The organism is Pseudomonas sp. TUM22785, from assembly GCF_028198105.1.
GTDB classification, from domain to species: domain Bacteria; phylum Pseudomonadota; class Gammaproteobacteria; order Pseudomonadales; family Pseudomonadaceae; genus Metapseudomonas; species Metapseudomonas solani.
Genome location: NZ_CP116239.1, coordinates 686,338 through 707,265, shown reverse-complemented (window position 1 = coordinate 707,265; position 20,928 = coordinate 686,338). Strand labels below are relative to the sequence as shown.

Annotated in this window: 17 protein-coding genes; 11 read left to right on the top strand and 6 right to left on the bottom strand. The window is 64.5% G+C overall.

The window, feature by feature from the left end; genetic code table 11:
* Positions 1-46 precede the first annotated feature (46 nt).
* The 3 genes from PI990_RS03230 to PI990_RS03220 form a co-directional block, all read right to left on the bottom strand.
* Positions 47-1,156: an ABC transporter ATP-binding protein gene (locus PI990_RS03230; RefSeq protein WP_271659823.1), complete on the bottom strand. Its 1,110-nt coding sequence runs from the start codon at positions 1,154-1,156 to the stop codon at positions 47-49.
* Positions 1,157-1,309: 153 nt separating this feature from the next.
* On the bottom strand, positions 1,310-1,939 hold the full coding sequence (locus tag PI990_RS03225; protein ID WP_021221602.1) for a response regulator: 630 nt from the start codon (positions 1,937-1,939) through the stop codon (positions 1,310-1,312).
* Entirely contained in the window at positions 1,936-4,335 is a 2,400-nt protein-coding gene (locus PI990_RS03220) for a PAS domain-containing sensor histidine kinase (protein ID WP_271659822.1), read from the bottom strand. The genes PI990_RS03225 and PI990_RS03220 overlap by 4 nt, the downstream gene beginning before the upstream one ends.
* A 142-nt stretch (positions 4,336-4,477) precedes the next feature.
* Here PI990_RS03220 and PI990_RS03215 point away from each other — a divergent pair, with 142 nt between their 5' ends.
* A complete protein-coding gene (locus PI990_RS03215; RefSeq protein WP_271659821.1) occupies positions 4,478-5,533 on the top strand; it encodes an alpha/beta hydrolase family protein in 1,056 nt (351 codons plus the stop codon).
* On the opposite strand, the gene PI990_RS03210 is transcribed toward PI990_RS03215, so the two are convergent.
* From PI990_RS03210 to PI990_RS03200, 3 genes are read right to left on the bottom strand one after another with little or no spacing between them, the layout of a single operon-like run.
* Complete coding sequence (locus tag PI990_RS03210; RefSeq protein ID WP_184488548.1) at positions 5,530-6,297, bottom strand: TerB family tellurite resistance protein; 768 nt, start codon at positions 6,295-6,297, stop codon at positions 5,530-5,532. The two genes, PI990_RS03215 and PI990_RS03210, sit on opposite strands and share 4 nt — an antisense overlap.
* Before the next feature lies 1 nt (position 6,298).
* Positions 6,299-6,973 (bottom strand): N-acetylmuramate alpha-1-phosphate uridylyltransferase MurU, encoded by a 675-nt coding sequence (murU, locus tag PI990_RS03205; protein ID WP_271659820.1) that lies wholly within the window; start codon positions 6,971-6,973, stop codon positions 6,299-6,301.
* A complete protein-coding gene (locus PI990_RS03200; protein ID WP_271659819.1) occupies positions 6,970-7,995 on the bottom strand; it encodes an aminoglycoside phosphotransferase family protein in 1,026 nt (341 codons plus the stop codon). The genes murU and PI990_RS03200 overlap by 4 nt, the downstream gene beginning before the upstream one ends.
* Positions 7,996-8,122: 127 nt before the next feature.
* Between PI990_RS03200 and PI990_RS03195 the strand changes: the two genes are divergently transcribed.
* The 10 genes from PI990_RS03195 (at position 8,123) to PI990_RS03150 (ending at position 20,913) form a co-directional block, all read left to right on the top strand.
* On the top strand, positions 8,123-10,906 hold the full coding sequence (locus tag PI990_RS03195) for an LPS-assembly protein LptD (RefSeq protein WP_271659818.1): 2,784 nt from the start codon (positions 8,123-8,125) through the stop codon (positions 10,904-10,906).
* Positions 10,887-12,179, top strand: a complete 1,293-nt coding sequence (locus PI990_RS03190) for a peptidylprolyl isomerase (protein ID WP_271659817.1) — start codon at positions 10,887-10,889, stop codon at positions 12,177-12,179. The genes PI990_RS03195 and PI990_RS03190 overlap by 20 nt, the downstream gene beginning before the upstream one ends.
* A 77-nt stretch (positions 12,180-12,256) precedes the next feature.
* A complete protein-coding gene (pdxA, locus tag PI990_RS03185) occupies positions 12,257-13,246 on the top strand; it encodes a 4-hydroxythreonine-4-phosphate dehydrogenase PdxA (protein ID WP_271659816.1) in 990 nt (329 codons plus the stop codon).
* Between the two features lie 121 nt (positions 13,247-13,367).
* Complete coding sequence (gene rsmA / locus PI990_RS03180; protein WP_271659815.1) at positions 13,368-14,171, top strand: 16S rRNA (adenine(1518)-N(6)/adenine(1519)-N(6))-dimethyltransferase RsmA; 804 nt, start codon at positions 13,368-13,370, stop codon at positions 14,169-14,171.
* A gap of 38 nt (positions 14,172-14,209) precedes the next feature.
* Entirely contained in the window at positions 14,210-14,590 is a 381-nt protein-coding gene (apaG, locus tag PI990_RS03175; RefSeq protein ID WP_271659814.1) for a Co2+/Mg2+ efflux protein ApaG, read from the top strand.
* Positions 14,591-14,601: 11 nt separating this feature from the next.
* Positions 14,602-15,426: a symmetrical bis(5'-nucleosyl)-tetraphosphatase gene (locus tag PI990_RS03170; RefSeq protein WP_271659813.1), complete on the top strand. Its 825-nt coding sequence runs from the start codon at positions 14,602-14,604 to the stop codon at positions 15,424-15,426.
* Positions 15,423-15,752 (top strand): thiosulfate sulfurtransferase GlpE, encoded by a 330-nt coding sequence (gene glpE, locus PI990_RS03165; protein WP_271659812.1) that lies wholly within the window; start codon positions 15,423-15,425, stop codon positions 15,750-15,752. The genes PI990_RS03170 and glpE overlap by 4 nt, the downstream gene beginning before the upstream one ends.
* Positions 15,753-16,030: 278 nt before the next feature.
* Positions 16,031-17,953, top strand: coding sequence for a PrkA family serine protein kinase (locus PI990_RS03160; RefSeq protein ID WP_021221589.1), 1,923 nt, complete (start codon positions 16,031-16,033; stop codon positions 17,951-17,953).
* 112 nt (positions 17,954-18,065) lie between these two features.
* Positions 18,066-19,337 (top strand): YeaH/YhbH family protein, encoded by a 1,272-nt coding sequence (locus PI990_RS03155; protein ID WP_043244110.1) that lies wholly within the window; start codon positions 18,066-18,068, stop codon positions 19,335-19,337.
* Positions 19,338-19,347: 10 nt separating this feature from the next.
* A complete protein-coding gene (locus tag PI990_RS03150; RefSeq protein WP_021221587.1) occupies positions 19,348-20,913 on the top strand; it encodes a SpoVR family protein in 1,566 nt (521 codons plus the stop codon).
* Positions 20,914-20,928 lie beyond the last annotated feature (15 nt).

Here is a 20,928-nt window from a genome sequence, read left to right as displayed (position 1 = left end):
TTTCTCCATAGTGCTGGGTGGGTAATGCCGGGGTGCCGCCGCGTCGTCAGTCCGCTATCAGCGGGTCCAGTGCGCGCACGTGCTCCACTTGCCAACCGAGGGACACCACGTCGCCTACCGCCAATGCGGGGTCGAGCTCGGCAATGGGTTGCTTGACGAAGAAGTCGGGCTTGCCACACACCTCCATGCGGATACGCACGTGGTCGCCCAGGTAGACGAACTCCTCGACACGGCCGGAGAAACGGTTCGCGCAGTGTTCGCTGCCACCGTTCAGGCGTATCCGTTCGGGGCGGATCGACAGGGTCACCGGCTCGCCCGGCTGGCCGACGTTGACCGCCAGCGCCTCGACCTTCTCGCCGCGGGCCAGGCTGACCACGCAGCGCTCGCCATCACGGCTGACCAGCTGGCCGTTGAGGCGGTTGTTCTCACCGATGAAGTTGGCCACGAAGGTGTTGCTGGGGGCTTCGTAGAGCTCACGGGGCGGGGCGATCTGCTGGATCTCGCCCTGGTGGAACACCGCCACGCGGTCGGACATGGTCAGCGCCTCGCCCTGGTCGTGGGTCACGTACACCACCGTCACGCCCAGGCGCTGGTGGATGTGCTTGATCTCCATCTGCATGTGCTCGCGTAGCTGTTTGTCGAGCGCGCCCAGCGGCTCGTCCATCAGCACCAGTTGCGGCTCGAACACCAGGGCGCGGGCCAGGGCCACGCGCTGCTGCTGGCCGCCGGAGAGCTGGGCCGGATAGCGGTTGCGGAAGGCATCGAGCTGGACCATGGACAGCGCGCGCTTCACGCGCTCGCTGATGTCGGTCTTGTTCATGCCGCGCACGGTGAGCGGGAAGGCCAGGTTCTCGGCCACCGTCATGTGCGGGAACAGCGCGTAGTTCTGGAACACCATGCCGATGTCGCGCTTGTGCGGCGGCACGTTGTTGATCGAACGCCCGGCCAGGAGGATCTCGCCATTGGTCGGGGTCTCGAACCCGGCGAGCATCATCAGGCTGGTGGTCTTGCCGGAGCCGGAGGGGCCCAGCAGGGTCAGGAACTCGCCTTTGCGAATATCCAGATTGAGGTCTTTGACGATGAGCGACTCGCCGTCGTAGCTCTTTTGCACGCCACGGAAGCTGACCAGTACATCGTTCGCCGGAATGGAGGCCATCACCGCACCTTTGTGATTTTTGTTTATGCCGTCCCCAGAGACTAGAGAAGCCGGCAAGCCACGCAAATCGGGCGCTATGAGAGATTGCTATAAGGGCGGCGGAGGATCGCGTGTAGGGCGAGCCCTACAATTCCCAGCGGGTCGATCAGGTATTCAGACCAGCTTGTGCTCCACCGCGTACTTGACCAGATCGGCCACCGAATGGGCGCCGAGCTTCTGCATCAGGCGCGCCTTGTGGGTGCTCACGGTCTTGCCGCTGACTGCCAGGTGCTGGGCGATCTCGTTGACGCCCTCCCCCTTCACCAGGCGCTCGAACACCGAGAACTCGCGCTCGGACAACAGCGCGTGGGGCGGGCGCGAATCGGTCAGGCCCACTTCGAAGACCATGCGGTCGGCCAGCTCGGGGTCGATGTAGCGGCCACCGGACGCAACCTTGCGGATGGCGGTGAGCAGCAGCGCCGGGTCGCTGTCCTTGGTGGCGTAGCCGGCAGCACCGATCTTCAGCGCGCGCGCCGCCATCTGCACCTCGTCGTGCATCGACAGCACCAGCACCGCCGGCGGGTTGGTCAGGGCACGGATACGCGGAATGGCCTCCAGGCCGTTGACGCCGGGCATGGAGATATCCAGCAGCACCACCTCGCAAGGCGTCTGCCGCAGGGTGTCGAGCAACTGCTCGCCATTGCCCGCCTCACCCACCACGCACAGGTCCTTGGCCAGGCCGATCAACTGCTTGATGCCCTCGCGGACGATGGTGTGGTCTTCGGCCACCAGTACTCGGATCACCTGCTCTTCTCCTTGTCCAAAGCGATGCGCACCACCAGCGTGGCGCCTTCTCCCGGCTGGCTGTCGATCGACAGGTCGCCGCCCAGCATCAACACCCGCTCGCGCATGCCGACGAGGCCGAAGGATACGCCCGGTCGGCAGGCAGCGGGGTCGAAGCCCGCGCCATCGTCGCTGACGATCAGTTGCAGGCCACCGTCTTCCAGCTCCAGCGCCACGTCCACGCTATGGGCCTGGGCGTGGCGCATGACGTTGGTCAGTGCCTCCTGGAGGATACGGAACAGGCCGATGGCCTTGGCGTCCGACAGCTGCGGCAGCACCTCCGGCACCCGTACCAGGCAAGGGATGCCGGTGCGCGCCTCGAAGCGCCGTGCCTGCCACTCGATGGCCGAACCGATGCCGGCGTCGAGGATGGGCGGGCGCAAGGCCGTGGCCACATCGCGCACCAGCTGGAAGAGCTGGGCGATGAGGCGCTTCATGCTGTTCAGGCGCTCGCCCAGGCCGGGGTCCAGCTCGCCATAGGCCAGCTCGCACATGGAGGTTTCCAGCTTGAGCACGGTGAGCACCTGGCCCAGTTCGTCGTGCACTTCGCGGGCGATGCGCGCCTTCTCCTCCTCGCGCACGCTTTCCAGGTGCGCCGACAGGTCCCGCAGTTGGGCACGGGATGCGGCCAGTTCGAGTTCGATCTGCTTGTTGGCGGTGATGTCCCAGACCACGCCGTCCCAGGTGGCGCGACCGTCCTCGAAAAGACGCGCACTGGCCTTGATGTCGGCCCAGCGCTGCTGGCCTTCGCGGGTGAGGACGCGGCCCTGCCAGTGCCAGTCGCGGTCAGCCGCCAGCGCCGCCATCTGGCTGGTCCAGTAGCCGTCGACATCGTCCGGGTGCACCAGGCCACGGATGCCACGCCCGGTGTCCAGCAACTCACCGGCGCTATAGCCCACCAGGGCCTCGCTGCCGGCGCCGATGAAGGCGAATTCGGCGTCCTCGCCGGCACGCAGGCGCTCCAGGCGGAACACCAGGCCCGGCACGTTGGAGGCGATGCCCTTGAGGCGCGCCTCGCTCTCCTCAAGGGCGGCATGGGCACGGCGACGCTCGGTGACGTCGGTGAGGAACACCACCAGGTACTCGGAGGTGCCGAAGCGCAGGAAGCTCAGGGAAACGTCCGCCGGCATCTCGCTGCCATCGGCGCGCAGGCAGGCGGTCTCGAAGGTCTGCGCACTTTCATCGTGATTGCGCGCGCGGCGCCAGAGGTTGAGCCAGCGGTCCATGTCCAGCTGCGGCTGGATATGCGCCAGGGGGCGATCGGTGAGGCCGCCGGCCTCGTAGCCGAGCATCTGTTCCACGGCGCGGTTGGCATAGCGCACATGGCTGTCCCAGTTGACCCAAAGGATGCCGACGGTGCTGTTGTCGATGGAGAACTGAGTCAGGCGCAGCGCCTCCTCCGCCGTCTCGCGCAGCCGGATGGCATGCCGCGCTTCCAGCAAACGCTTCTCCAGGATGCGCTGCTGGCGGCGCAGCCAGTAGATGATCGCCGCCGCGCTGAGGAACAGCAGGCCGAGCAGCAGGCTGAGGTTCTGCCAGAAACCGGGCGACTCGCCCATGCGCGGGTACTTGGGCTGCAGCCAGCGCTCGTGCAACTGGTCCAGGTCCTTGGGCGGAATGGTACGCAGGGCGGCGTCCACCGCCGTGGAGAGCTGCGGCCAGTCGCGCCGGGTCGCCACTCGCAGCAACTGGGGAAAACCGATGTCGCCCACCACCGCAAGGCCGGAGAACTCCTGCTCGCGAGACAGCCGGCTGAGCTGCGCCTCGTCTATCACCGCGAACTTCACCTGCTGCTCCAGCACCGCACGCAGGGCCTGGCGCTCACTGCCCACGCCCTGCACGGCGACATTGGAGTAGGTGGCGCGCAGGTAGTCCGCCACCGCGCTGGGTGCACGCACCGCCACGGGCTCATCACCGCCGAGCTTCTCGATATCCACGGCGCCGCCGTTACCGCGCTCCCCCACCACCAGCTGCGGCACGCGCATATAGGGGTCGGAGAACAGCCACAGGCGCAGGCCGGCAGGGGTTTGGCTGAGGCCGGGCGCGAGGTCGATCTGCCCGGTGCGCAGGGCATTCTCCAACTCGGCGTTATCGGCGAAGGTGCGCCAGACCAGGCGCACGCCGAGTGCGGCAGCGACCCAATCGAGCAGCTCCACGTTGACGCCGGAGAGCTGCTGCAGACGGCGGTCCAGCTGTGCATAAGGCGCCTGCAGCACCACGCCGGCACGCAGTTGCTCGTGCTGATCCAGCCACTCGCGCAGCGGCGGCTCCAGTGCGACCGGCGTGGATGCGGGAGCAGCGCCCAGGGAAGCCGCCAGGCAGCAGGTGAGAAGCAAGAGACACAACGAACGAATCACAGGAAACTCCGCACAGCCAGGCTGCCCGAGAACGAAGCCGACGTACCTTACTCCAGCATCCCTGCCGAGGCGAAGGTGCGCCTGACAAATACCGGCCTAGCCATTAGGCTGCGTGCCTATGGCCACTCCGTGGAATCCTCTGATGCTCCGAGCCCCTCGCCCGACACTCGCCGCCCTTTGCCTCGCGCTGCTGCTGCCGACGATCGCCCACGGCGAAGACCCGCCGGCCGAAAAAAAGAAGGACGAGAACGCCGCCACGGAAACGCCGGTGGAACGCGCGCCCCTGGAAGAACGCAGCCAGGAAGACGCCAGTGCCCTGGAGCGCCAGTTGCCCCAGAAGGAACAGCAACAGCTTAAGGCCGGCGACGATGCCTTCCTGGCCCTGTGGAAGCCAGCCAATGTGGCCGAGCCCAATGGCGTGGTGATCCTGCTGCCCGGTGATGGCGAGAGCGCCGACTGGCCCCGGGCGATCGCGCCGCTGCGCAACAAACTGCCGGATGTCGGCTGGCACAGCCTCAGCCTCACCCTGCCCGACCCCAAGGGCAACGAGCCGCCACCGCGCCCGGTGGAGCAGGCCGAACCACCCGCCGACGGCGATGCGAAAACCGAGAAGGCCGACCCGGCTACCCCGCCCCCGACGCCCGAGCAGGCGGGCAGCGCCGAGCCCTCCACCGACCCAGCGCAGCCGGTACTCAGCGCCGAGGAAGAGCGTAAGGCCCAGGCCACGCGGATCGCCGCGCGCATCCAGGCGGCCATCGCCTTCGCCAACCAGCGGGGCCCGAAGACCATCGTCCTGCTCGGCCACGGCAGTGGCGCCTACTGGGCCGTGCAGGCCTTGAGCGACGCGCCGTCCGCCAGCATCGACAACTTGATACTGGTGGATGCCGAGGTACCGCCCGGCTACGGCCCGGCCCTGGAGGACTCGGCACCCAAGCTCACGCAATCCATCGGTGATTTCTTCTACAAGGACCGGCCACTGGACAGCGCCGCCGCCCTCAAGCGCCTGCAGGCGAGCAAGCGCGACAAGCACCCGGCCTATGTGCAAGTGGGTCTGAAGACGTTGCCGGACCGGAACGCCGACCAGGAGCAACTGTTCCGGCGGGTGCGCGGCTGGCTCGAGTCGCACCTGCAGGCACCAGGGAAAAAGGCACCCGCGGCCGCACCGGCGCCCATCATCCCGCAGTCGCCGGGTATCTAGCGGAAGCCGTGGCGCTCGCGGATCAGGCTGTAGGCGTTGTGCAATTCACGGGTTTTCTCGGTGGCCTCGCGCACACGCTGCGGGCTGGCCCCGGCGCCGGCCAGCTTGTCCGGGTGGTTGCGGCTGATCAAACGCCGGTAGGCGCGCTTGATCGCCGCCGGTTCACTGTTGGCGTTCACCCCCAGTAGCGCCAGGGCATCCTGGTAGGCACTGCCACGACGCACAGGCGCACCGCCAGGAATATCGAAGCCGGCGCACAGGGCTTCCACCTGCTCTGCCGGCCAATCCAGCCATTTGCCCCAGAGCAGGATCAGCTCCCGCTCGTGCTTGCCGACCCGACCATCCGCTGCCGCCATCTGCCAGCAACTGCGCAGCAACGCCTCGCCCTCGGCACGCTGATAACGCAACCCGCGCAGGGGCAGGTACAGGTCGACCGGCTCGGACTTGCCCCTGGTAAAGGCGACGATCGCCCGGCGCTGCCCGGCCTCGTCCAGCCCAAGGCGGCGCATCTCGGCACGGGCCTGCTGGATATGCAGGTCCACGACCCGCCCCTCGCTCTTGGCCAGGCGGCCGAGCAATACGAAAAGCAGGTCCTCCTGCTCCACAGCCATGCCACGGCGCAAGCGCGCCCGCAGGCTGGCCCAGGAATCCAGCTTCAGCCGGCGATCCACCACCTGGCCAAGCAGGCCACCCAGCAATGCGCCGGGAATGCTGGCGATGAACATGCCGACGATGGCGCCGAGCAACGTGACGGGCCAGAACATCTCAGCGCTCCGCCGCGATCAGGCGCTCGACTTCCGCCAGGCGCTCGTGGGTGCCGACATCCACCCAACGACCGGTGAAATGCTCGCCACTGACGCGTCCCTCGCCCATGGCCTGGCGCAGCAACGGCGCCAGCTTGAAGGCTCCGGCACTGCTCCCTTCGAAAAGCGCGGGGTGCAACACGGCGATGCCGCTGTAGGTCAGGCCTGGCTGACCGGGCACACCGTCACGGACCACGCCCTGGTCGAGGATAAAATCGCCACCCGGGTGGTGAGCGGGGTTATCCACCAGCACCAGATGAGCGAGCCCTTGCAACGGAAAATCCTTCAGGGCGGCGAAATCGTAGTCGGTCCAGATATCACCGTTGACCACAAGGAAAGGCTCGTCCCCCAGCAGCGGTAGCGCGCGGTGAATGCCGCCACCGGTTTCCAGGGGTTCGCCTTCCGGCGAGTAGCGGATGGACACGCCGAAACGCTCGCCACTACCCAGGTGATCCTCGATCTGCTGGCCGAGCCAGGCGTGGTTGATCACCAGTTCGCGGAAGCCGGCCGCCGCCAAAGCGCGGATGTGGAACTCGATCAACGGGGTGCCGGCGGCACGCACCAGCGGCTTGGGGGTGTGCAGCGTCAACGGGCGCATGCGCTCGCCCTTGCCCGCCGCGAGGATCATCGCCCTCATGGGGTCACCGCCTCGGCCTGCGGCAGGGAGTCGAACAGTGCCTTGAGATCGGCCAGCTCGGGGCGCCGCTCGATCACCGCCTCTATATAGGAGAAGAAGCGCGGGACATCACCCAGGTACTTGGGCTTGCCATCACGATGGCAGATGCGCGCGAAGATGCCGATGACCTTGAGGTGACGCTGCACGCCCATCAGGTCGCTGGCACGGAGGAAGTCGTCCAGTTGCGGCTGTACCGGGATACCGGCCTCACGGGCGAGGTTCCAGTAGCGCTCCAGCCAGGCACGCACGCGTGCTTCGGGCCAACTGAGGAAGGCGTCCTTGAACAGGCTGGTGACGTCGTAGGTGACCGGGCCGTAGACCGCATCCTGGAAATCCAGCACACCCGGGTTGGGCGTACTGAGCATCAGGTTGCGCGGCATGTAGTCGCGGTGCACCAGCACACGGGGCTGCTCGAGGGCGCTGGTGATCAGCAGGTCACAGACACGTTGCCAGGCAGCCAGGCGCTCGCCGGACAGCTCGATGCCCAGGTGGCGCTGCAGGTACCAGTCGGGGAACAGCTGCAATTCGCGGCGCAGCAGGGCGTCGTCATAGACCGGCATCGGCACGTCGAAGCTGCGCCCCTGCAGGGCCAGCAATGCCCGGAATGCATCCTCGAACAAGGCATCGGCGTTATCGGCGTCGATCACCTCGAGGTAGGTCTGGCGGCCCAGATCATCGAGCAAGAGGAAGCCCTGCTCCAGGTCCGCCGCAAGAATCCGCGGCACATGCACACCGGCTTCGGCGAGCATTTCGGCCACTTTGACGAAGGGGCGACAGTCTTCCTGGGGCGGCGGAGCATCCATCAGGATCAGGCTGCGGCCTTCCGCCTGCCAACGGAAATAACGGCGGAAACTCGCGTCACTGCTGGCCGGCAGCAGATTGGCGGGTGGCACCTCGCCCCAGCCTTCGGCATGGAACAAGGCGGGCAGTCGCTGGTCCAGCCAGGCGCTAAGTTGTTGAAGGCGTACATCTTCATGGGGCATTACAAGGGTCTCCGACGGCGCTAGCCGTTGCGCGGGTCATGCTTTATTATCCAGCATCTTTTTCAGCCCATCGAGAGGCGTGCGGCCCCCGCGGGCCGATGGCGCGCAGGAAGCCCGGACTAACAAGATGGCAGTAAAATCCCCCGCGTTTCGTAAAAAATTCCCCCTGCTGGTCACCGGCAGCCTGCTGGCAATGCAGCCTGTGGCCACTCAGTTCGTAGTCGCCGCCGAGCAGTTCGACTGCCAGGCAGCCGCCTCCGGCAGTTGGGCCTGTGCGCCCAAGGCGACGGCAGAGAGCCTGCCTCCGCGCCCAGTTCACAGCGAAAGCGCCGTGAGCTCCAGGGTTGGCGTCGCTGGCGCGGCAGCCACGAGCGGCACGTCCGAATCGGCCGAAGCCAGGACGACGCTGGTCACCGAAGCCGGTGGCAAGGCACTCGCCTCCCGTAGTGCTGACTTCAGCCATCTGGATTGGGTTCCGCGCGACAAGCTGACCGCAGCGCAACTGGCCGAAGCCGGCCCGTACTGCGCAGGTGCCTATGTCGAGCCACGCCGCCCCGGCATGAACGACAAGACCCCGCCGGAAGACGCGCCCACCTACGTTTCCGCCAAGGCCTCGCGCTACGAGCAGGAAAAGCAGGTCGCGACCCTCGCCGGTGACGTGGTCCTGCGCCAGGGCAGCATGCAGGTGGAAGCCGACGAGGCGAACCTGCTGCAAGCCGAAAATCGTGGCGAGCTGGTGGGCAACGTCAAGCTGCGCGACAACGGCGCCCTGGTGGTCGGCGACAGGGCCGAACTGCAACTGGACAACGGCGAAGCGCAGATCGACAACGCCGAGTACGTGCTGCACAAATCGCACACCCGCGGTAGCGCCCTGTACGCCAAGCGCCAGGAAGACGCGATCATCCGCTTGAAGGACGGCACCTACACCCGTTGCGAGCCGGGCGACAACGCCTGGCACCTGAAAGGCAACAACATCAAGCTGAACCAGGCCACGGGCTTCGGCACCGCGACCAACGTGACGCTGCGGGTCAAGGACATTCCGGTGTTCTATACCCCCTACATCTATTTCCCCATCGACGACCGTCGCCAGTCCGGCTTCCTGCCGCCGAGCATCGGTACCAGCAGCGATACCGGTTTCTCCCTGCTGACGCCCTACTACTTCAACCTCGCGCCCAACTACGACGCCACCCTCTATCCGCGCTACATGGCCAAACGCGGCCTGCTGATGGAAGGCGAGTTCCGCTACCTGACCAAGGGCAGCGAAGGCCAGTTCGGTGGTGCGTACCTGAACGACGAGGACGACGATCGCAAGCTGCAGTCCGAGTACAAGGACAAGCGCTGGCTGTACAACTGGCAACACAAGGGTGGCCTGGACGAACGCCTGATGACCGAGGTGGACTACACCGACATCAGCGACCCCTACTACTTCCAGGACCTGCAGACCGAGCTGGGCATCGAGCAATCGACCTACGTCAACCAGCAGGGCGCCGTCACCTGGCGTGGCGACAGCTACACCGCCAGGCTCAATGCCCATGCTTATGAAATGGCCACGGTCACCGAGATCACTCCTTACGACCGCCTGCCCCAGATCACCCTGGATGGCGTGCTGCCGGTCGATGCCGGTGGCCTGAAGTTCTCCTACTCCACCGAGTTCGTGCGCTTCGAGCGTGATCTGCGCAAAGGCAACTTTACGGACGAAGACGGCAACTCCAATACCGCCTGGTACGACGAACTGATTCCTGGTCTCGCACGCGCCAATGGCAACCGCACCCATGTGGAGCCCGGCGTCAGTCTGCCGCTGGACTGGACTTACGGCTTCCTCAAGCCTTCGGTCAAGTACCTCTACACCCAATATGACCTCGACCTGGACTCGAAAGGGCGCCGAGACATGGCAGCGGCTGGCACGTACTTCGAGGCCTCTCCTGATCGTAGCGTGCCGATCTTCAGCGTCGACAGCGGCCTGTACTTCGACCGCAACACCGAGCTGTTCGGCAAACAGTACAAGCAAACCTTGGAACCGCGCCTGTTCTATCTCTACGTTCCCGAGGAAAAGCAGGACAACATCCCGGTCTTTGACAGCGGCGAGAGTGCCTTCAGCTACTCCTCGCTGTTCCGTGAGAACCGCTTCTCCGGTCGCGACCGTGTGGGCGATGCCAATCAGATATCCCTGGGCCTGACCAACCGCTGGATCCAGCCCAACGGTTTCGAGCGTCAGCGCTTCAGCATCGGTCAGGCCTTCTACTTCGAAGACCGCAAGGTGCAACTGCCCGGCATCGACTACCGCGATCGCAAGTCGGCCCAGGCCAGTGTTTCGCCCTATGCACTGGAATACCTGTACCGCTTCAACCGCGACTGGCGCCTGTCCTCCGATTTCAACTGGGATCCAGACGCCGGCCGTACCCGCTCCGGCAGCATGATGTTCCACTACCAGCCGGAAGACGACGTCAACAAGGTGGTCAACTTCGGTTACCGCTACCGCAACGACGCCGTGGTCTACAACCAGACCACCGGCCAGTGGCAGGAAGGCGGCGACTACATCGACAACGTGACCGGCCGCGTGATCAAGGACTACTACAAGATCGAGCAGCACGATGCGTCCGTCATCTGGCCGATCGTCCCGCAGTGGAACGCCATCGCGCGCTGGCAGTACGACTACAACCGCAGCCGCACCCTGGAGGCCTTCGGTGGCTTCGAGTACGACAGCTGCTGCTGGAAACTCCGCCTGATCAACCGTTATTGGGTCGACTACGACGAGAGCACCCTTTCGCCCGAACTCAACGAACAAGGCGATCGCGGCATATTCCTGCAGATCGTGTTCAAGGGCCTCGGCGGCGTGATCGGCAACAAGGTTGAAAGTTTCCTCGACAATGGCATCCAAGGTTACCGTGAACGTGAAGACCAAGCTTTCTGATTGTCTCCGCCCGCTGCTGTTGGGCGCCCTGTTCCTCGGTGGTGCCGTGCATGCCGAGGTCCAGTCGATCGACCGTGTCGTGGCCATCGTCGACAACGACGTGATCATGCAGAGCCAGCTCGACCAACGCGTCCATGAGGTGCAGCAGACCATCGCCAAACGCGGCTCGGCGCTGCCCCCCGAGCACGTGCTGGGCCAGCAGGTGCTGGAACGCCTGATCATCGAGAACATCCAGTTGCAGATCGGCGACCGTTCCGGCATCCGCATCACCGATGAGGAACTGAACCAGGCCATCGAAGCCATCGCTCAGCGCAATGGCATGAGCGTCGAGCAGTTCCGTGCCGCCCTGGCCCAGGACGGACTCTCCTATGAGGACGCCCGCGACCAGGTCCGTCGCGAGATGGTCATCAGCCGTGTTCGCCAGCGTCGCGTGGCGGAGCGCATCCAGGTCACCGACCAGGAAGTGCAGAACTTCCTCGCCTCCGACCTGGGCAAGATGCAGCTCTCCGAAGAGTTCCACCTGGCCAACATCCTGATCCCGGTTGCGGACGGCTCCTCGCCCGAAACCATCCAGGCTGCCGACCGCCAGGCCAAGGAGCTCTACCAGCAACTGCAGCAAGGCGCCGACTTCGCCCAACTGGCGATTTCGCGCTCCGCAGGCGAAACCGCTCTGGAAGGCGGCGAAATCGGCTGGCGCAAGGCAGCCCAGCTGCCGCCGCCCTTCGACGGCATGATCAGCGCCCTGGCACCCGGTGAAGTCACCGAGCCTGTGCGTACACCGGGTGGCTTCATCATCCTCAAGCTGCTGGACAAGCGTGGCGGCAGCACCCAGGTTCGCGACGAGGTGCATGTTCGCCACATCCTGCTCAAGCCGAGCGAGATTCGCAGCGAAGCCGACACCGAGCGCCTGGCCGAGCGTCTCTATGAGCGCATCAAGTCCGGTGAAGACTTCGCCGACCTGGCGAAGAGTTTCTCCGAGGATCCGGGCTCTGCCCTCAATGGCGGCGACCTGAACTGGATCGACCCCAACGCGCTGGTTCCCGAGTTCCGCGAAGTCATGGCCAAGACCCCGGCCGGCCAGCTGTCCCGCCCGTTCAAGAGCCCCTATGGCTGGCACGTGCTGGAAGTCCTGGGCCGTCGCGCCACCGACAGCGCCGACCAGATGCGCGAGCAGCAAGCCATCAACGTCCTGCGTAACCGCAAGTACGACGAAGAGCTGCAAGCCTGGCTGCGCCAGATCCGCGACGAGGCGTACGTCGAAACCAAGCTCTGATTCTTCGGCGCCCTGCCACGCAGGGTGGCGCGCTGGCGGTACAATCGCCGCCACGCGCCACAGCCGGAGAGCCCGCAATGCCCCTTCCCCGCTTCGCCCTCACCCCTGGTGAACCCGCCGGCATCGGCCCGGACCTCTGCCTGCTCCTGTCCCGTGAGCGCCAGCCTTACCCCCTGATCGCCATTGCCAGCCAAGCGCTGCTGGAAGAACGCTCCAGCCAGCTTGGCCTCGACATCCGTGTCACGCCCGTCTCGCCCGCGGCCTGGCCTGAAGAGCCGACACCAGCAGGCGCACTCTACGTCTGGGACACCCCCCTGCAAGCCCCCGTCCAGCCCGGCGTGCTCGAACGGGCCAATGCCGGCTACGTGCTGGAAACCCTGACTCGCGCGGGCAAGGGCTGCCTGGATGGCCATTTCGCCGGGATGATCACCGCGCCCGTGCACAAGGGCGTGATCAACGAGGCCGGCATCGCCTTCTCCGGGCACACGGAGTTCCTTGCCGAACTCACCCATACCGCGCAGGTGGTGATGATGCTCGCTACCCGAGGGCTGCGCGTCGCCCTGGTGACCACGCACCTGCCGCTGAAGGATGTTGCCGCCGCCATCACCGCCGAACGCTTGGAACGGGTGGTCCGCATCCTCCATGCCGACCTGGTCGAAAAATTCGGCCTGCCCAACCCGCGCATCCTGGTGTGCGGTCTCAACCCCCACGCGGGCGAAAGTGGCCACCTGGGGCGCGAGGAGATCGAGGTCATCGAGCCCTGCCTGGAGCGCCTGTGCAATGAAGGCCTGAACCTGATCGGCCCGCTCCCCGCCGATACCCTGTTCACCCCCAAGCACCTGGAGCACTGCGACGCGGTGCTGGCGATGTATCACGACCAGGGCCTGCCGGTGCTCAAGTACAAGGGGTTCGGTGCTGCGGTCAACGTCACCCTCGGCCTGCCCATCATCCGCACGTCGGTGGACCACGGCACCGCCCTGGACCTGGCCGGAACCGGGCGCATCGATGGGGGCAGCCTGCAGGTGGCCCTGGAGACGGCCTACGAGATGGCCGCCAGCCGAGGCTGAGCCACAGCGCGCCGATCAGCAGCACATTTCGGCCTGATCGGCGCAATGCTGTAAACTCCGCGCCTTTCCCCGTTTCCAGCTTCAAGCTACCGGCTTCAAGCTGCTCCACCTGGAGCCCGCAATGTCCGAATACCAACACCGCGCGCGCAAGCGCTTCGGCCAGAACTTCCTGCACGATGCAGGCGTCATCCATCGCATCCTCCGTGGCATCCATGCCAAGGAAGGCGAGCGCCTGCTGGAAATCGGCCCGGGCCAGGGCGCCTTGACCGAAGGGTTGCTGGGCAGCGGTGCGCAACTGGACGTCATCGAGCTGGACCTGGACCTGATCCCGATCCTGCAAAGCAAGTTCGGGCACGAGCCACGCTTCAAGCTGAACCAGGGCGACGCCCTGAAGTTCGACTTCAACCAGCTCAACGCAGAGCCCCACAGCCTGCGGGTGGTGGGCAACCTGCCCTACAACATCTCCACCCCGCTGATCTTCCACCTGCTGAGCAACGCGCACCTGATCCGCGACATGCACTTCATGCTGCAGAAGGAAGTGGTGGAGCGCCTGGCCGCCGAGCCGGGTGGCGGCGACTGGGGGCGGCTGTCGATCATGGTCCAGTACCACTGCCGCGTGGAGCACCTGTTCAACGTCGGCCCCGGCGCCTTCAACCCGCCACCCAAGGTGGATTCGGCGATCGTGCGCCTGGTACCCCATGAAGTCCTGCCGCACCCGGCCAAGGATCATCGCCTGCTGGAGCGCATCGTGCGCGAAGCCTTCAACCAGCGGCGCAAGACCCTGCGCAATACACTCAAGGGCCTGCTCGATAGCCATGCCATCGAAGCCGCCGGCGTCGACGGCGGCTTGCGACCCGAACAGCTCGACCTGGCGGCCTTCGTGCGCCTGGCCGACAAACTGGCCGAACAGACAACCGGCGCCTGACGCCCTAGACTTCCATTCCGGCTCCAGAGAACAGTCCCGTGTCCGATTCCCGTTACCAGGTCGCTGTCAGCGTCACCACTCGCTTCCTCCCGGAACAGTCGCAGCCCGAGCAGAACCGCTTCGCCTTCTCCTACACCGTGACCATCCGCAACGATGGCGAGCTGCCGGCGAAGCTGATGTCCCGTCACTGGGTGATCACCGACGGTGATGGTCACGTGCAGGAAGTGCGCGGCGCCGGCGTCGTCGGCCAGCAACCACTGATCGAGCCGGGCGCGAGCCACGTCTACAGCAGCGGCACGGTGATGGCGACCCGCGTCGGCACCATGCAGGGCAGCTACCAGATGGTGGCCGAGGACGGAAAACGCTTCGACGCCGAGATCGCCCCCTTCCGCCTGGCCGTTCCCGGCGCGCTGCACTGACAGGAGCCCCCATGACGGTGTACGCAGTCGGCGACCTCCAGGGCTGCCTCGACCCACTGAAATGCCTGCTGGAACGCGTGGCGTTCGACACCGCTCGCGATCGCCTGTGGCTGGTGGGCGACCTGGTCAACCGTGGCCCGAAATCGCTGGAAACCCTGCGTTTCCTCTACGCCATGCGCGATAGCCTGGTCTGCGTGTTGGGCAACCATGATCTGCACCTGCTGGCAGCGGCCCACAATGCCGAACGCCTGAAGAAATCGGACACCCTGCGCGAGATCATCGAAGCACCCGATGCCGCCGACCTGCTTGAATGGCTGCGCCAGCAAAAGCTGATGCACTATGACGAGCAGCGCGACATCGCCATGGTCCACGCCGGCATCCCGCCCAACTGGACGCTGGCCAAGGCGCTGAAACGCGCGGCCGAGGTGGAGGAAGTTCTGCGGGACGATGTCCGTCTGCCACTCTTCCTTGACGGCATGTACGGCAACGAACCGGCGAAATGGGATGGAGACCTGCAAGGCATTGCCCGCCTGCGCGTCATCACCAACTGCTTCACCCGCATGCGCTTCTGCAAGGCCGACGGCACCCTGGACCTCAAGAGCAAAGAGGGCATCGACACCGCCCCCCCTGGCTACGCACCCTGGTTCAGCCACGCCGAACGCAAGACCCGTGGTCAGAAGATCATCTTCGGCCATTGGGCGGCTCTGGAAGGCAAGTGCGACGAACCCGGCCTCTTCGCCCTCGATACCGGCTGTGTCTGGGGCGGGGCCATGACCCTTCTGAACGTCGACAGCGGCGAACGCATCCGTTGCAGCTGCGAGGAGAACACAGCATGAGCGAATTCCAACGCATCCCGCCGGAGCGGGCCCAGGCACTGCGCGAACACGGTGCCCAGGTGGTCGACATCCGTGACCCGCAGAGCTACGCAAATGGCCACATCACCGGCTCGCAGCATCTGGACAACTACTCCCTCGCCGACTTCATCGCCAAGGCCGACCTCGACAAGCCCCTGATCGTCACCTGCTACCACGGCAACTCCAGCCTGGGGGCCGCCGCCTACCTCGTGGGCCAGGGCTTCTCCGACGTCTACAGCCTGGACGGTGGCTTCGAGCTCTGGCGCGCCACCTACCCCGGCGAGGTCGCCCAGGGCAGCGCCGAGTAAAATTTTTCTCGATGGCGCAATCCCGCGCCATCACTGGCCTCGCGCCGCGACCTGACGAACGGCAATCTCTTGTTATCCTTCCGTCATCCTTGACCTCCCGGATTCCGAACTACTCTTAGGTCAGGCCATCCAAAAGGGGAGAGCCGGCACACCGGTTCCGGGCCATCGGCAGCGACCATTAGGTGTTCTGGGGGTTTCTCATCGGCTGACTCGTCGGCTGACTGCCCGCACCCGCATATCCGATCCCGCCGGCTCCCAGTATCCAGCGAGGTGACGCAATGAGCATTTTCAGCCACTTCCAACAACGCTTCGAGGCGACCCGCCAGGAGGAATATTCCCTTCAGGAATATCTCGACCTGTGCAAGCAGGACCGCAGCGCCTATGCCACCGCAGCCGAACGGATGCTGATGGCCATCGGTGAGCCGGAGCTGTTGGACACCTCCACCGACTCGAGGCTGTCACGGATCTTCTCCAACAAGGTGATTCGCCGTTACCCGGCCTTCGCCGACTTCCACGGCATGGAAGACTGCATCGACCAGATCGTCGCCTTCTTCCGCCACGGCGCCCAGGGCCTGGAAGAGAAGAAGCAGATCCTCTACCTCCTGGGTCCGGTGGGCGGCGGCAAATCCTCCCTGGCCGAGAAGCTCAAGCAGCTGATCGAGAAAGTGCCCTTCTATGCCATCAAGGGCTCTCCTGTGTTCGAGTCGCCCCTCGGGCTGTTCAATGCCACCGAAGACGGCGCCATCCTCGAAGAGGACTACGGCATTCCCCGGCGCTACCTCTCAACCATCATGTCGCCCTGGGCCACCAAGCGCCTCGCCGAGTTCGGCGGCGATATCAGCCAGTTCCGCGTGGTCAAGCTCTACCCCTCCATCCTCAACCAGATCGCCGTAGCCAAGACCGAGCCCGGTGACGAGAACAACCAGGACATCTCTGCCCTGGTGGGCAAGGTGGATATCCGCAAGCTGGAGGAATTCCCGCAGAACGACGCCGACGCCTACAGCTACTCGGGCGCTCTGTGCCGGGCCAACCAGGGCCTGATGGAGTTCGTCGAGATGTTCAAGGCGCCGATCAAGGTGCTGCACCCGCTGCTGACCGCCACCCAGGAAGGCAACTACAACAGCACCGAGGGCCTCGGGGCGATCCCCTTCCAGGGCATCCTCCTGGCTCACTCCAACGAATCGGAATGGCACAGCTTCCGCAACAACAAGAACAACGAGGCATTCATCGACCGGATCTACATCGTCAAGGTGCCCTACTGCCTGCGCGTCAACGATGAAATCAAGATCTACGACAAGCTGCTGGCCAACAGCTCCCTGGCCAACGCCCACTGCGCACCCGACACCCTGAAGATGCTCGCGCAGTTCTCCGCCCTCTCGCGTCTCAAAGAGCCGGAGAACTCCAATATCTACTCGAAGATGCGCGTCTACGACGGCGAGAACCTCAAGGACACCGATCCCAAGGCCAAGTCGATCCAGGAATACCGCGACGCCGCCGGCGTCGACGAGGGCATGAACGGCCTCTCCACCCGCTTCGCCTTCAAGATCCTCTCCAAGGTGTTCAACTTCGATCCGCACGAGGTCGCCGCCAACCCGGTTCACCTGCTCTACGTGCTGGAACAGCAGATCGAGCAGGAACAATTCCCCGCCGAGGTGCGTGAGCGCTACCTGCGCTTTATCAAGGAATACCTGGCACCGCGCTACATCGAGTTCATCGGCAAGGAAATCCAGACCGCCTACCTCGAGTCCTACAGCGAGTATGGCCAGAACATCTTCGATCGCTATGTGCTCTACGCCGACTTCTGGATCCAGGATCAGGAATACCGGGACCCGGAAACCGGCGAGATCCTCAACCGCGTCGCCCTCAACGAAGAACTGGAGAAGATCGAGAAACCCGCCGGCATCAGCAACCCGAAAGACTTCCGCAACGAGATCGTCAACTTCGTGCTGCGCGCCCGGGCCAACAACAACGGCAAGAACCCCACCTGGCTCAGCTACGAGAAGCTGCGGGTGGTGATCGAGAAGAAAATGTTCTCCAACACCGAGGACCTGCTGCCGGTCATCAGCTTCAACGCCAAGGGCAGCAAGGACGAGCAGCAGAAGCACAACGATTTCGTCAAACGCATGGTCGAGCGCGGCTACACCGAGAAACAGGTTCGCCTGCTGTCCGAGTGGTACCTGCGGGTACGCAAGTCGCAGTAACTGCAGCCACAAGCTGCAGGCTTCAAGCGGCAAGAAGGAGCGGGGGCCGATGCTCTGCGCTTCTACCTGCGGCTTGCGGCCTGCGGCTTGAAGCTGCCCCGGAGGGGCACCCATGAGCTACGTGATCGACCGACGCCTGAATGGCAAGAACAAGAGCACGGTGAACCGCCAGCGCTTCCTCAGGCGGTACCGCGACCACATCAAGAAGGCGGTGGAGGAAGCCGTCAGCCGCCGTTCCATCACCGACATGGAGCATGGTGAGCAGATCAGCATTCCCGGCCGCGACATCGACGAGCCCGTGCTGCATCACGGCCGTGGCGGCCGGCAGACCATCGTTCACCCGGGTAACAAGGAATTCACAACAGGCGAACGCATCCCTCGACCGCAAGGCGGTGGCGGCGGACGCGGCAGTGGCAAGGCCAGCAACTCCGGCGAAGGCATGGACGAGTTCGTCTTCCAGATCACCCAGGAAGAATTCCTCGACTTCATGTTCGAAGACCTGGAGCTGCCCAACCTGGTCAAACGCCATCTCACCGGCTCCGACACCTTCAAGACCGTACGCGCCGGCATCAGCAACGAGGGCAACCCCTCACGCATCAATATCATCCGCACCCTGCGCTCGGCCCATGCCCGTCGCATTGCCCTTTCCGGCTCTAGCCGCGCCAAGCTGCGGGTCGCGCGGGAAGAACTTGCCAGGCTCAAGCGTGAGGAGCCGGACAACTTCGGCGACATCCAGGAACTGGAAGCGGAGATCCTCAAGCTGCGCGCACGAATCGAACGGGTGCCGTTCCTCGACACCTTCGACCTCAAGTACAACCTGCTGGTCAAGCAGCCCAATCCCAGCTCCAAGGCCGTGATGTTCTGCCTGATGGACGTCTCCGGCTCCATGACCCAGGCGACCAAGGACATCGCCAAGCGCTTCTTCATCCTCCTGTACCTGTTCCTCAAGCGGAACTACGACAAGATCGAAGTGGTGTTCATCCGTCACCACACCAGCGCCCGCGAGGTCGACGAAGAGGAGTTCTTCTACTCCCGCGAAACGGGCGGCACCATCGTCTCCAGCGCCCTCAAGCTGATGCAGGAGATCATGGCCGAGCGCTACCCCGTCAACGAATGGAACATCTATGCAGCACAGGCCTCGGACGGCGACAACTGGAACGACGACTCGCCCATCTGCCGGGACATCCTGATCAAGCAGATCATGCCCTTCGTGCAGTACTACACCTACGTCGAGATCACCCCGCGCGAGCACCAGGCGCTGTGGTTCGAATACGAGCAGGTCTGCGACACCTTCGCCGACACCTTCGCCCAGCAGCAAATCGTCTCCCCTGGCGATATCTACCCCGTGTTCCGCGAACTCTTCCAGCGCCGACTGGTTACCTGAGGGCCGTGACATGACTGCCACAGAGAAGAAAAGGCAACCCATCTCCACCGGGTCGGAGTGGACCTTCGACCTGATCCGCACCTACGACCGCGAGATCAGCCGACTGGCCGAGCGCTATGCCCTGGACACCTATCCCAACCAGATCGAAGTCATCACGGCCGAGCAGATGATGGACGCCTACGCCTCGGTGGGCATGCCGCTGGGCTACCACCATTGGTCCTACGGCAAGCACTTCCTGGCCACCGAGAAAGGCTACTCCCGCGGGCAGATGGGTCTGGCTTACGAAATCGTCATCAACTCCGACCCCTGCATCGCCTACCTGATGGAAGAAAACACCATCACCATGCAGGCGCTGGTGATCGCCCATGCCTGCTACGGCCACAACAGCTTCTTCAAGGGCAACTACCTGTTCCGCACCTGGACCGACGCCAGCTCGATCATCGACTACCTAGTGTTCGCCAAGCAGTACATCATGCAATGCGAGGAGCGCCACGGCATCGACGCGGTGGAAGACCTGCTGGACTCCTGCCACGCCCTGATGAACTACGGCGTCGACCGCTACAAGCGACCCTATCCGATCTCCGCCGAAGAAGAACGGCGCCGGCAAAAGGAGCGCGAGGAACACCTGCAGAAGCAGATCAACGACCTCTGGCGCACCATTCCCAAGGGCGCGGGCAAGGGCGGTGACAAGGACAACCGGCGCTTCCCGTCGGAACCCCAGGAAAACATTCTCTACTTCATCGAAAAGCACGCACCGCTGCTGGAGCCCTGGCAGCGCGAGATCGTGCGCATCGTGCGCAAGATCGCCCAGTACTTCTATCCCCAGCGCCAGACCCAGGTGATGAACGAAGGCTGGGCGACCTTCTGGCACTACACCCTGATGAACGACCTCTACGACGAAGGCCTGGTCACCGAAGGCTTCATGCTCGAGTTCCTCCAGTCCCACACCAGCGTCGTATTCCAGCCCGGCTTCGACAGCCCTTACTACAGTGGCATCAACCCCTACGCCCTGGGCTTCGCCATGTACCGCGACATCCGCCGCATGTGCGAGGAGCCCACCGAGGAAGACAAACGCTGGTTCCCCGACATCGCCGGCGGCGACTGGCTCTCCACCATCAAATTCGCCATGAAGAGCTTCAAGGACGAGAGCTTCATCCTCCAATACCTCTCGCCCAAGGTGATCCGCGACTTCAAGCTGTTCAGCATCCTTGATGACGACCAGAAGGACGAGCTGCTGGTCCCTGCTATCCATGACGAGCCAGGCTACCGGCAGATCCGCGAAACCCTCGCCGCCCAGTACAACCTCGGCAACCGCGAACCCAACGTGCAGATCTGGAACGTCGACCGTCGAGGCGACCGCTCCCTGACCCTGCGCCACCAGCAACACGACCGCAAACCCCTGGGCGAATCCACCGAGGAGGTGCTGCGACACCTGCACCGCCTCTGGGGCTTCGACATCCACCTGGAAACCATGAACGGCGAGCAGATCACCGGCACCCACCACGTACCGCCCAAGGGTGAGCGCAGCGAAGACGGCGAATACCCGCGCCTGGACCTGGTCATCCCGCCCATTTGATCGGTTGACCGCATG

Coding starts and splice junctions, on each gene's coding strand:
- PI990_RS03230 (WP_271659823.1), bottom strand. CDS start 1,156: ATGGCCTCCATTCCGGCGAACGATGTACTGGTCAGCTTCCGTGGCGTG.
- PI990_RS03195 (WP_271659818.1), top strand. CDS start 8,123: ATGGCAGTAAAATCCCCCGCGTTTCGTAAAAAATTCCCCCTGCTGGTC.
- PI990_RS03210 (WP_184488548.1), bottom strand. CDS start 6,297: ATGTTCTGGCCCGTCACGTTGCTCGGCGCCATCGTCGGCATGTTCATC.
- PI990_RS03160 (WP_021221589.1), top strand. CDS start 16,031: ATGAGCATTTTCAGCCACTTCCAACAACGCTTCGAGGCGACCCGCCAG.
- PI990_RS03170 (WP_271659813.1), top strand. CDS start 14,602: ATGACGGTGTACGCAGTCGGCGACCTCCAGGGCTGCCTCGACCCACTG.
- PI990_RS03200 (WP_271659819.1), bottom strand. CDS start 7,995: ATGCCCCATGAAGATGTACGCCTTCAACAACTTAGCGCCTGGCTGGAC.
- glpE (WP_271659812.1), top strand. CDS start 15,423: ATGAGCGAATTCCAACGCATCCCGCCGGAGCGGGCCCAGGCACTGCGC.
- PI990_RS03150 (WP_021221587.1), top strand. CDS start 19,348: ATGACTGCCACAGAGAAGAAAAGGCAACCCATCTCCACCGGGTCGGAG.
- murU (WP_271659820.1), bottom strand. CDS start 6,973: ATGAGGGCGATGATCCTCGCGGCGGGCAAGGGCGAGCGCATGCGCCCG.
- pdxA (WP_271659816.1), top strand. CDS start 12,257: ATGCCCCTTCCCCGCTTCGCCCTCACCCCTGGTGAACCCGCCGGCATC.
- rsmA (WP_271659815.1), top strand. CDS start 13,368: ATGTCCGAATACCAACACCGCGCGCGCAAGCGCTTCGGCCAGAACTTC.
- PI990_RS03215 (WP_271659821.1), top strand. CDS start 4,478: ATGCTCCGAGCCCCTCGCCCGACACTCGCCGCCCTTTGCCTCGCGCTG.
- PI990_RS03155 (WP_043244110.1), top strand. CDS start 18,066: ATGAGCTACGTGATCGACCGACGCCTGAATGGCAAGAACAAGAGCACG.